This window comes from Niallia sp. (assembly GCF_031978665.1).
Taxonomy (GTDB): Bacteria; Bacillota; Bacilli; order Bacillales; family Cytobacillaceae; genus Niallia.
Map to the genome: position 1 here is coordinate 22,186 of NZ_DALZDK010000027.1, position 11,009 is coordinate 33,194.

Below are 11,009 nucleotides of genomic sequence, written 5' to 3' on the forward strand. Positions count from 1 at the left end.
GGTGTAGATTTTGTACTATTTTGAATAAATGAAATAATTTCATTTGCATCCATCATTTTCATAAACTAATACCTCCATTATGTATATATACAATACTAAAAATTACTTTACCAAACAAAAGTGATGAAAACAAGCAATAAATACTAAACTTTATCGCCAATCCATTTGTTTTCCTGTATTTTCTTCTTCGAGATATTCCTTAACAATTTCTAAAAAGGCTTGTACCTGTTTTAATTGAAAGGTTGCTTCATAGCCAATTAACCATGTTCCTCTTGTAATCGGTTCATTATGCTCATTATATAATGGGATTCTAGAAAGTGAATCATCTGCTTTTCTTAAAGCAATAGAAGGTAAAATACTATAACCAATGCCATTAAAAGAAAGCTGTTTACATGTTTCAATCTGATCAACGACAATAGTGTTTTTTGGAGGCAGCTGAAAATTCCGATGCCACCAAACCTGTATTTCCTCATAATAGTTAGAATCACTTTTAAACTGAATAAACGGACGATCCGTCCATGCAATATCCTCTAACTTTGCAATTTCACGATCCACTAAATAAAGGGGATCATCAAATAAATGCAGTTTAATTCCCTTCCAATCCGATACTCCTCTAATGATGGCTATATGCATACTATCCTCAGAAACAGATTTCATCATATCACTACTCCAGCCCGTTACTAACGATATCTTCGCCTGAGGATAGCGCTCAACAAATCGCTTTAAAACTTCAGGGAGCCAATTCTGCCCTACTATACTTGCAACAGCTATCTTTAATGTTCCATATACTTCTTCTTTAAAAGCATGAATGGATTCCTTTACTTCTTCTTCTTTCTTGAGAGTTTCCATTGCAAATTTCGTTACTAATTCGCCAGCAGCAGTTAGAGAAAGGCCTCTTTGTGATCTTATAAATAATGGCGTTCCCCAATCCTTCTCAATATTTTGCAATCTTTGAGAAAGAGCGGGTTGGGTGACAAAAAGTCTTTCTGCTGCTTTTCTCATATTCATTTCCTGGGAAAGAACAGTTAATAATTGTAATTCAGAAATTGTTGACATGATAGTATCCTCATAATAAATATTGTTATCAAAAGAGGGATATAACTCTAATGAAGAGGTGAACAAGAGCGGCAGCAGTAGGTGAAGGAATAATACAGTTTAAGATTGCTGTTGATTGTTTTGATGTAAATAAATATTAAGTCGCTTTAATATCGCTCTTCTCGTTAAAATCCCATCAAAATAGCCATCTTCTGTTTCCACACAAATAAAAGGATGGTCTACTAAATGTTTAATCGTATGTAATACAGAACTATTACTCTTCACTCGTGGTATTACAGTGTTCATAATGGTTTCTACTTTTATTTCTTCTAATTTTTCAAACTCAATTCGTTCTAATCCCAGTATACTCTCCATAATTATCGGCGTACTTACTAAGCCATGGAGCTTATAGCTTGGATCTAATACAGGAATTGCTGAGTATCCACTTTTTGTTAAGACTAGCAGAGCGTGTTCTAAACTATTGCCTATCTGCACATGTGCAACCCGTTCAGACGGAATTAATAAATCCTTTAAAGTGATGTTTAAAAACTCTTCGCTGTGCATACTTATCATAGCCGAAAACTCCTCACAAAATATATTTATACCTCATTTTATCATAGTTTTCGGCTTAATGCTCCTTTAACCCTTGCTCGTTTTAATATTCCTTACAAGGAGCTGACAATGAGGGCATTGAAAGATCACATTCTGATTAGATTGAGCTGTAAGGACATTCTCAAGTTTTTCTTCATGGGAACATTCTGGACAAATGACCATTGGCATCATATTTATCACCTCAACTATTAGTATGGATCCTCTTACCTTTTTCATGTAGAAAAAGTCTACAAAAAAAGCTTACTGCATGCATGGATAGCTCCATATGCAGTAAGCTTTTTAATAAGTACTATTATTGAATTAAATCAAAAATCTCAATTGTAATCATATCAACATTATCAAATTGATATCTTTTTGGCTTTTCTTTATCGTTATATACTTCTAATTCAAATGTTTCTGTTTTTGGATGAAATGTTACTTGACACTTTCTCTCCCCATTCACCTCAAAGAAACGTTGCGTTGGCTCTCCCCCAGTTGCTTGCTCTTGCAGATTTTTTAATCTTGTTAATATGCCTTGTAATTGTGACATGCTCTCTCTCCTTTCAAAACAAACCTTGTGTTAACCATAGGTTTCACTATTAGCATGTTTCTATACACTTTCTTCGTTAAATTAAGCACAATTCGCCTCTTGTGTAAAAATGCCAATACTAACAGAATAAAAGATTGTCGAGAGTTTGTCCAAGTAAAACTGAAAAAAACTAGTTGTTTTTTTATTATTTATTTCATCTGAATATTCTTACTCTTGAAGTTGAATCCAAAAAAGCTGGTTTCTTAAGGAAGGGGAGCTGCAAACCATCTCGGATATCCTGTAAAAGTTGATAGGGTAAACATCGATAATATGCTTCAATCAGAATCCTGGAAAGTATTGTCTTCCTGTAGAGTGAAAAAGTAAAAACTAATTACTGGTGTCAGTTCAAAAGAATTGCATGAGAAAAACTTTATTTGTATGATTAGAAGAAGAAAGAATGTAGGAGGAACAAGATGCACCAAATCACGTTGTATACCCAACCAGACTGCCCCCCTTGTGAATATTCCAAACTCTTTTTAAAAGAACATGGATTTGACTTTGAAATAAAGGATATTCAAAAGGATCCGCGCGCTAAAAAAGAATTAATAAAGAAATATCAATCTTTTTCCACTCCAACCTTTGTAATAGACGGTACTGTTATTTATGGTTTTGATTTGGAAAAGCTTAAAAATGCCTTAAATATTTAAGAACAAATTACAATACGATATCGTGGCGTATAAGTGCGCCACCCTTTAAGATTTTAACGATATTCTTTATTGCTTAGAGGCTATTGATATTTATAACGCTAGGCTTTTTACTATTTTCTGTTATATAGGTAACTTGATTTTCTATTGAAAGCAATGGCATGTAAACCAATGTGCTAAAGTTTTTTTCCTTGCTATTTAAAATGGATTTTACCTCTTTATCTGAAAGCATATTCGTTACAAGCCATTTCTCATTCAACTTTCTTATAAGCACCCCTTCATAAGAACCTTCATATACTTTTTCTCCAATAGTAATTGGTTCATAATATTCATATAGGAGGATACTATTTTCTTCAACCTCCACAAAGGTTTGATCAGATAGCTGATAATAAGGAAGATAATATCTGCCAAATTCATTGCCGTATGTATAAAACTCTCCCTGTTCACCAGTCAAGTTTTCATTAAGAAATCGATAGATCATTTCTTCCGAAAAATATGGTGCCAATATTTCTTCTATCTCCTCCATTTCTCTCGCTTCTTTACTTAATGACACTTGTGCTCGAAATGCCTTTTCTACAAAAGCAAATACTTCATCCCTACTTGTCAATTGGCTGGCAGCATGTATGGAATATGGAAAAATACTCCAAAGCAAAATAATCACTAAGGTAAAGAAGCTTTTTTTCATGGAATTCTCTCCTTTTCTATTTGCTAGCATTGCACTTAATTAGTATTATCAATACCCTTTATAACGCCAATAAAACAAGCTGAAGAGAAAAATCTCTTCAGCTTGTTTTAACTAAGCAGCAATTTCATTCGATCAAGAAAATTGTAAGATAAATCGATAAATAAATATTCTTTTGCATTTATTGGATACGAATAAGTTCTTACCGTTTCTCCCGTTTCAATATCACTATATAAGTCAGATAATATTCCTCTTTTTTCATTCCGCATTTTTATAATATTTTCTAAAAAATATGGTCGCCAGCTCCAATTTTTATGAGTATATTCGGGCTGAACAATCCAATCATTGTCATATTTAATAATATTCGCAGATTTCTGAAAACCGTCTTCATCGCATACATACATTCGAAAAGCAACATCAGATAAATCTGCCGTTAGTAATTTCAAAAGCTCTTCATACGAAGAGTATTTCTTATATTTAACAAGTAATGCCTGTAATTGGACTTGAAACTCTTCTGTTAAGTCAAATATAGTAGATAATTTTTTCTTTTCCGAAAAAATAAATTCATGAAACAGGTCTCTTAACGTCTCTTTTCTAATATTACGATCAACGAAATTACCCTCAGGGAAATGTAAATAATATCCTTGATAAAATCTCCCACCATTTTTCCAAGCAAATTGAAGCTGATAAACCATCTCGATATTTTCAAATAATAAAGTAGCACCAATTTTTCGAGCTAGCATGGACAATGAATATAAAACATTTTGGTAAGCATGAGAAGTAGAAGTAGATCGCAAAGCTAATAGATCAATTTTAAGGATGTCAGGTGCTAAATCACCAATTCGGTCCAAATAGCTACTATCACTTCCCATTTTATCAATCGCAATTTTAATGCCATATGTTCTGTAGTAAATTAATAAATGGTCTAAATGATAAAATTGTCCATGATAATTTCTTTCAGATATCTCAAGAACGATACGATCTAGCTTGATTCCTTTCCCTTCATATTCCAACAATGTTTCTAAAAACACTTCCCCATCATCTTTCATCAGTATTTCTGCATCTCTATTAATAAAGAGCAAAACATCCTCATCAAGGGATAATGCTTTATCTAATGCTTTCGTCAAAATAACTTGATCTACTTCAAGCTTATATTCATCGGGGATTCCTTCATCTAAAAAGAAATCTCCTAGACTTTCAACGCCATCTGCACCATTATATCTTCCTAATATTTCATATCCGATCACTCGATGTTCATCAGCACTAAAAATAGCTTGAAAATAAGGGATGACATTTTCTAAATCAGTCAAAATATCCAAAGCATCCATATTTTGATAGCCTCCCTATAAGAAATGCAAGCTCCTTTGCTTATCGCTTCCGTTTTTAAATCATTTTCATACCTTTTTCGTATCGACTGTTGTTTTTTTCAGTCCTTATAATTACAACCGTTAAAAAGTCAATTCTTATGGCTAAATTTATTTGTTAGACAGTAGGCAAAGGCACTTCACTTTATTCTAAGCATTAAAATAAACCTTATTATACCATATAAACACCGAACTACAGAAACAATGATAGAAAATTCTTTCTATTTTTTAATTAAATTTTATCTTTTCTTCCCATTAGGTGTGGGACCGATTTTTCAGCTTGCTCCGATAAAGCTGAATACCGCTGGTAATAATATACCCTTATATTTTGTTTGAAACTTCGTATGATAAAAACAGGAGTTGGCAAGAAAGAGGTAATATATGCAGTTGTTTAAACTATTACTTTTGCTCGCTCCCTTTTTTGGTTCGGAGCAAGCTTGGGAATACTTCCACATTGATGATAATAAACCAAAAGCAGAATTGGTTAGTCAGGTGTCTAGCTCTAACAAAAACATACTGTTAGATGTTCCATTAATTAAACAAAATCCAGAATTAAGATACGGTTGTGAAGTGACCAGCTTAACCATGGTCTTAAATTATGCTGGTGTTAAAGTAAATAAAATGGAGCTTTACAAAAATATTCAGAAGGACTTAGACCCATTGGTCCGAAAAAATGGCAATATTATTAAATGGGGAGACCCATCCATCGGGTTTGTTGGTGATATGACCGGGAAAAAGGCTGGGTATGCTGTGTTTGATAAGCCAATGGAAGATCTAGTTAACAAATACCTCCCTGAAAGAGCTGTTAACTTAACGAACCACTCTTTCCATGATTTAGAAAAACATGTTCAAAATGGTTATCCAATTGTCGTTTGGACTACAGGTGATTATCGCTTACCTGACAGATGGGAATCATGGGAACACAATGGAAAAACAATTAAAACTCCATTAGATTTACATGCCGTTGTATTAGTTGGTTTCAATAAAAAGCATGTTTACTTAAATGATCCATTATCAGGTAAAAAGAATGTAAAAGTGGATAAGAATACCTTTATTAAATCCTGGCATGCTTTGCAGTCGAGAGCGATTAGTTATCGGTAAAGGGCTAAAATTAAACCACTCTTATCGAAGGCTGTTTTTGCAACAATTTTAACTTTCTGCGTTGATTGCATTGGATATTCTTGATTCATAAAGTGAAGTGGCAGACCTTCCTCGGAAACATAGGTACTATACACCTTTCTCAAAAATCAAGTATCTGTAAACTGCAATCAACGCCCTTCGTTTCTATACAAATACAACTTTTAAAATTGGAACTCTCACCTTATACCAGATTATTAACACTCATATTTTTAATCTTGGAGAATCGGAACCTTACTAGTTCTCTGTCTTTCTTCTTCTCCACGTGCTTTTCAAACAGCCTTCGCTATTATAAGTTTATGATTCAAATCACTAATCATGTTTAAAAGTCCTTAAGAAATTGTTCTGCATCCTCACAAGTCAACGGCCTAGAGTAATAAAATCCTTGCGCTTTTTGACAATTTGCGTTCTTTAAGAAATCTTCCTGTTCTTTGTTTTCCACGCCTTCTGCAATTACTTCCATTCCTAAATTTTGACCCAAGTGAATAATGGTTGTCGTAATAGCAGCATCCTTTGCATTAAGAACCACATCTCTGACAAAGGACTGATCAATCTTCAATACATCAATCGGAAATTGCTTAATATAGCTAAGCGAAGAATAGCCAGTTCCAAAGTCATCGACAGAAATAATAACGCCTATTTCCTTTAGTTTCCGCAATATAGGAATAGCTTCTTTTATATTCTCCATGACCCCTTCTGTAATCTCGATTTCCAGCAAGGACGGTTGAATTTTAAATTTTTGAATAGAACTGCTTATAACTTCTACAAAATTAGGTTGCTGAAATTGCTTTGGCGATATATTAATAGCTATTCGTACATCTTTATTATGTAGAGCTTTCCATACCTTTATTTGCTCACATGCTGTTTCGATAACCCAATTTCCTATGGAAATAATGAGACCTGTGTCCTCAGCAAGCGGGATAAAATCATTTGGAGCAACCAATCCTAAAGTTGGACTCTCCCACCTTAATAATGCTTCAAAACTATTGAATGTATGGCCATTTAAGTCAATTTGTGGCTGATAATACAATTTGAGCTCGTTTTTTTGAATGGCTTTTCGCAATTTTGTTTCTAATGGTACTACATTCGTTATACTTGAGGCCATATCAGAACGATAAAATTGATAATGTGCTTTGCCTCTTTCTTTTACACAGAAGAGTGCCTCATCTGCATTCTTAATTACTGTTTCAACATCCTTCCCATCATGTGGATACATACTAATTCCAATACTCGGACTGATGAAGTATTCCTGAGAGTTTAAGTAAAATGAATGAGCAAAACGTGAGATCATCCGCTGAGCAAAGTGAGCCGTTTCTTGTCTATTGGTATTGGAGAGGAGAATGTTAAATTCGTCTCCACCTTGTCGATACACATGACATTTATAATTTTTAAACTCTAATAATCGTTCGGCAACTTTTATAAGAATTTGATCCCCAACAATATGCCCAAAGGTATCATTAATATATTTAAACCGATCTAAATCAATCGTCATTAAGGCAAAAGCTACTTGCTCCGTCTCCGCTCTTTTAATTTCAAGATTAATATCTTCCATTAGAGCTCTCCTATTATAAAGGCCGGTTAGCTGATCATGAAAGGACATATACCGTATCTTTTCAGCTGTTTTTGTACGTTCTGAAATATCCCTTAAGATGACATAAATCCCTCTAATCGCATGATTCACCTTAATGGGAACAAATTTCGTGTGAACAGATAATGTTTTACCATTTTTGCTACTTAACTTACAATCGATTGATTGCGATGTTTCTGTTAATTTACATTTTCTAAAGCTAGTATAGAAAAGTGTATTATCCTCATCTATTAGTTCATAAAGAGAAAACAATGGGTGGTTTTCATCACGGAAGCCAATTAACTTTAAACCAGCTGGATTCACTTCTTGAATAACCCCATCTAAATTGACTGTAAAGACTGCGTCCAGGTTATTATCTACTAATGAACGATATTTCTGTTTACTTTCATGTAGTAGCCTTTTTTCCATAATCGATTCTGTAATATCTCTCGTAATCGACACAATGTATTTTACTTCATTCTGCTCATCCATTATGGGTGTTAAAACAGATTCCGCATGGATTATATCTCCGTTATCTACCTTTATTTGATCTGTATAAATGTGATTTTGCTTCGTCTCACACACAGTCAAATATTCTCGTTGTAATCTAGCAGCTAATTCTTCAGATGCTACCTCTTGTAGCTTTTTTCCGATAAAGTTAATTGGTAATTTAGCAAATAAAAATGCAGCTTCATTTACAAAGATATACCGAAAAGTTTTCCCTTTTTCTGCTTTCATAATAAATACCATGTCTTTAATATACATAAAAATAATTTCAAAAATAATATTCTCGATATTTGATTTGGATTGAGCTATCATTTCATTATTCTTGATATTTCGATTATAATCATTCATCCATCTCATTCCTAACATGTAGCAATATATAATTTGTTCAAAAGGATTAAAAGTCTATAGCATAAAGAAAAATTTTCTTTTACTACTTTTATCGGTAAGTAAATGGGATTCTGTACAGAAAAAGATAAAAAATTTAGTTTATTCTTAATAAGTAGGTTATTCCAATATTTATTGCTCTAATTTCAGATGAATTGGAGAAAAGATTTATCTCTTTTTATTTCCTTTCTCTCGTAAAAATAGTATAATAACTTGTACAAATTAGATGGAAAGGAGAATTTAACGATTGAATAAGCAGCAAAAATACCCACCACCAATAAAACCTACTATGGAAAATCTTCTTCAAGCAATATCTGTTGTAAACCGTCACGCGAAGACTGCTCCAAATCCAAAATTCTTATATAAATTAAAGCATGACAGTTTACATAAGCTAATAGCAGAAGGCAAAGCAAAAAAAATTGGCCTACACTTCTCAAACAATCCAAAATATAGCCAACAACAATCTGATCTATTGATTGGATGTGAAAACTATACTTTTCATTTACCTCCTTCTAAAAAGGATTTTGAGGAATTGCCACATTTAGGATCTCTCAATCAAAGTGTTCGAAATCCCAAATCAACTCTTTCCTTAACACAATCAAAAAAGCTTTTATCCTTATACACTGGATTAAACGAAGAAACACCACCAAATCATCCTATCCGCAAAAAGAAATATCAAAAACCAGTTTTTAAAAAACTTGGTGAAAGTTATTAATATTGCTTAATCAAATTTCATCTAAAAACACGGTAATTCCCCATACTTAACTGTCAATAATAGAAAAGCTGCCAAGCTATTATCAAAATAGCTTGGCAGCTTTTCTATTATTCAGATACCGAATCACATACTCCTTTATTTTAAGATAATGTCATCGATAATATGAATTAATTCATTGATTTCCGGTTTACTTACTTGTGCATTTGCCCCAACTATCTGCCCCTTATGTCTTAAATCATCCGTAATTAAAGAAGAGAATATAACAACAGGCAAAGGTGCTAAGTTTACATTGTCTTTGACTACTTTTGTTAAATGATGTCCGTCCATTTGAGGCATTTCTATATCGGTAATCATCAACTGAGCAACCTCGTCTACAGACTTACCTGCCTCCACACTTTTATTTAAGTATGCTAATGCTTCACGACCATTTTCAAAAAACGTAATATGCTGAAATCCTGCCGCATTCAACGTATCTTCTAATAGCTTTCTTAGAAGCGCAGAATCTTCCACAACAATTAGTTTCTTGTCACTTCTCTTTCTTTCCCCTAATTTTTTTACTTGTTGAACATTAATACCTGATTCTGGATTAATATCTACAACAATTTTTTCAAAATCTAGCAGTAAAATCATCTCACCATTTAATTTTACTACCCCAATGATTTGACTTTCAGATCCATAATAAGTCTCGGACGGTTTTTCAATATTTTCCCATGATATACGATGGATTTGGGTAACATTATGGACATGGAAAATTATTTTTGTTTTATTAAATTCAGAAACAATATATTTATCTTTTTCAGGAGTCTCAGAAGGAGAATAACCTAATACATTCGCAAGATTAACTACTGTTAATACTTCCCCTCTTAGTTCCATAATTCCTTCTACATATGGATGTGCATGAGGAATTGGGGTAATCGGTACTGGATTAATAATTTCCTTGACCTTAATTACATTTATACCAAATTTGTTCTTCCCTACACTAAATTCAACAATTTCAAGTTCATTTGTTCCAGTTTCTAAAAGTATCCCTTTGTCATTTTTCATTTATTCTTGTCCTTTCGCGGTGCTAAAAATTCGTTCATTTATGAAAGTCCACTTTTCATTCCTATACCTATCCTTTATATCGGACTTATTGTCTATTCTTAAAGTAGGTCTATTCAAATTTCTCTTATAAGGGAGTTCTCGTCTGCTCGCTCTTTCATCAACTCATCGTGTTAAACTTTATTTTAAAGGCTGTTCATGAAAGAAACATTCAAACAAATTATTCCCATTCATTCCGGAATATCTGCTTTGTTAGCTTTCGTGAACAGCCCAGCTTTTACTCTATTTATGAAACTTTTGCCTACGATTCTTCTTTCACATGTGCATGAATCATTAGCCCAATAATAGTTAAAATAATTAATGAACCAAGTGCCATTCTGCTTGCTGTATTTCCTAAATCAGCAAATACGAATGTAATCGTACCATATAAAAAAGGGCCGAGAATGGAAGATACCTTACCAGAAAAGGCAAATAGGCCAAAGAATTGTCCTCTCTTCTCTTCAGGGGTGATCTCGACAATATACGTTCTTGTCGTCACCCACATGCTTCCTAACGCAACTCCAAATAAACTACCTGCTACCCAAAATAATCCTTCATTCCAAGCAAACGTTGCAATGATTAGGGCAACAACTAATAATATTCCCACATAGCGTACAGATCGATAGGCGCCGACGTTTTTCGTTATATATCCAAAGATAAAAGAACCGATGATGCTAGCTATCGTTGACACAAGATAAAGGATAATAAATTTAC

General features: G+C 33.3%; 13 protein-coding genes. 3 read left to right on the forward strand and 10 right to left on the reverse strand.

Translation table 11 applies throughout. The features are described from left to right. From RTL21_RS15160 to RTL21_RS15175, 4 genes are all read right to left on the reverse strand, one after another. Window positions 1-62: hypothetical protein (locus tag RTL21_RS15160; RefSeq protein WP_312096965.1), on the reverse strand; the 62-nt coding region annotated here is incomplete at its 3' end. Between the two features lie 88 nt (window positions 63-150). Continuing rightward, window positions 151-1,056: a transcriptional regulator CcpC gene (locus RTL21_RS15165; protein ID WP_312096888.1), complete on the reverse strand. Its 906-nt coding sequence runs from the start codon at window positions 1,054-1,056 to the stop codon at window positions 151-153. Between the two features lie 99 nt (window positions 1,057-1,155). Continuing rightward, entirely contained in the window at window positions 1,156-1,608 is a 453-nt protein-coding gene (gene cbpB, locus RTL21_RS15170; protein ID WP_312096889.1) for a cyclic-di-AMP-binding protein CbpB, read from the reverse strand. Window positions 1,609-1,939: 331 nt separating this feature from the next. After that, on the reverse strand, window positions 1,940-2,176 hold the full coding sequence (locus tag RTL21_RS15175; RefSeq protein WP_016200943.1) for a YkuJ family protein: 237 nt from the start codon (window positions 2,174-2,176) through the stop codon (window positions 1,940-1,942). Between the two features lie 452 nt (window positions 2,177-2,628). Here RTL21_RS15175 and RTL21_RS15180 point away from each other — a divergent pair, with 452 nt between their 5' ends. After that, window positions 2,629-2,862: a glutaredoxin family protein gene (locus RTL21_RS15180; protein ID WP_312096891.1), complete on the forward strand. Its 234-nt coding sequence runs from the start codon at window positions 2,629-2,631 to the stop codon at window positions 2,860-2,862. A 73-nt stretch (window positions 2,863-2,935) separates the two neighbouring features. Here the strand turns inward: RTL21_RS15180 and RTL21_RS15185 are convergent, their stop codons facing one another. After that, window positions 2,936-3,544 carry a DUF3993 domain-containing protein gene (locus tag RTL21_RS15185; protein ID WP_312096893.1) on the reverse strand — a complete coding sequence of 203 codons (609 nt, stop codon included), beginning with the start codon at window positions 3,542-3,544 and terminating at the stop codon, window positions 2,936-2,938. Window positions 3,545-3,651: 107 nt separating this feature from the next. Beyond that, window positions 3,652-4,869, reverse strand: a complete 1,218-nt coding sequence (locus tag RTL21_RS15190) for an EAL domain-containing protein (RefSeq protein WP_312096894.1) — start codon at window positions 4,867-4,869, stop codon at window positions 3,652-3,654. A gap of 417 nt (window positions 4,870-5,286) precedes the next feature. Between RTL21_RS15190 and RTL21_RS15195 the strand changes: the two genes are divergently transcribed. Continuing rightward, complete coding sequence (locus RTL21_RS15195; RefSeq protein ID WP_312096896.1) at window positions 5,287-6,006, forward strand: C39 family peptidase; 720 nt, start codon at window positions 5,287-5,289, stop codon at window positions 6,004-6,006. Here the strand turns inward: RTL21_RS15195 and RTL21_RS15200 are convergent. Both RTL21_RS15200 and RTL21_RS15205 read right to left on the reverse strand, forming a co-directional pair. Continuing rightward, window positions 5,997-6,149, reverse strand: coding sequence for a hypothetical protein (locus tag RTL21_RS15200; protein ID WP_312096898.1), 153 nt, complete (start codon window positions 6,147-6,149; stop codon window positions 5,997-5,999). The two genes, RTL21_RS15195 and RTL21_RS15200, sit on opposite strands and share 10 nt — an antisense overlap. A gap of 215 nt (window positions 6,150-6,364) precedes the next feature. After that, window positions 6,365-8,464: a sensor domain-containing protein gene (locus RTL21_RS15205; RefSeq protein ID WP_312096900.1), complete on the reverse strand. Its 2,100-nt coding sequence runs from the start codon at window positions 8,462-8,464 to the stop codon at window positions 6,365-6,367. Between the two features lie 325 nt (window positions 8,465-8,789). Here RTL21_RS15205 and RTL21_RS15210 point away from each other — a divergent pair, with 325 nt between their 5' ends. Then, window positions 8,790-9,215: a YkyB family protein gene (locus RTL21_RS15210; RefSeq protein ID WP_396954454.1), complete on the forward strand. Its 426-nt coding sequence runs from the start codon at window positions 8,790-8,792 to the stop codon at window positions 9,213-9,215. Between the two features lie 135 nt (window positions 9,216-9,350). Here RTL21_RS15210 and RTL21_RS15215 read toward each other — a convergent pair whose 3' ends face one another. Beyond that, window positions 9,351-10,259: a chemotaxis protein gene (locus tag RTL21_RS15215; RefSeq protein WP_312096903.1), complete on the reverse strand. Its 909-nt coding sequence runs from the start codon at window positions 10,257-10,259 to the stop codon at window positions 9,351-9,353. Window positions 10,260-10,557: 298 nt separating this feature from the next. Further along, a partial coding sequence (locus tag RTL21_RS15220; protein ID WP_312096905.1) for an MFS transporter occupies window positions 10,558-11,009 on the reverse strand: 452 nt, incomplete at its 5' end.

Coding starts and splice junctions, on each gene's coding strand:
- RTL21_RS15205 (WP_312096900.1), bottom strand. CDS start 8,464: ATGAATGATTATAATCGAAATATCAAGAATAATGAAATGATAGCTCAA.
- cbpB (WP_312096889.1), bottom strand. CDS start 1,608: ATGATAAGTATGCACAGCGAAGAGTTTTTAAACATCACTTTAAAGGAT.
- RTL21_RS15215 (WP_312096903.1), bottom strand. CDS start 10,259: ATGAAAAATGACAAAGGGATACTTTTAGAAACTGGAACAAATGAACTT.
- RTL21_RS15165 (WP_312096888.1), bottom strand. CDS start 1,056: ATGTCAACAATTTCTGAATTACAATTATTAACTGTTCTTTCCCAGGAA.
- RTL21_RS15175 (WP_016200943.1), bottom strand. CDS start 2,176: ATGTCACAATTACAAGGCATATTAACAAGATTAAAAAATCTGCAAGAG.
- RTL21_RS15195 (WP_312096896.1), top strand. CDS start 5,287: ATGCAGTTGTTTAAACTATTACTTTTGCTCGCTCCCTTTTTTGGTTCG.
- RTL21_RS15190 (WP_312096894.1), bottom strand. CDS start 4,869: ATGGATGCTTTGGATATTTTGACTGATTTAGAAAATGTCATCCCTTAT.
- RTL21_RS15210 (WP_396954454.1), top strand. CDS start 8,790: ATGGAAAATCTTCTTCAAGCAATATCTGTTGTAAACCGTCACGCGAAG.
- RTL21_RS15180 (WP_312096891.1), top strand. CDS start 2,629: ATGCACCAAATCACGTTGTATACCCAACCAGACTGCCCCCCTTGTGAA.
- RTL21_RS15185 (WP_312096893.1), bottom strand. CDS start 3,544: ATGAAAAAAAGCTTCTTTACCTTAGTGATTATTTTGCTTTGGAGTATT.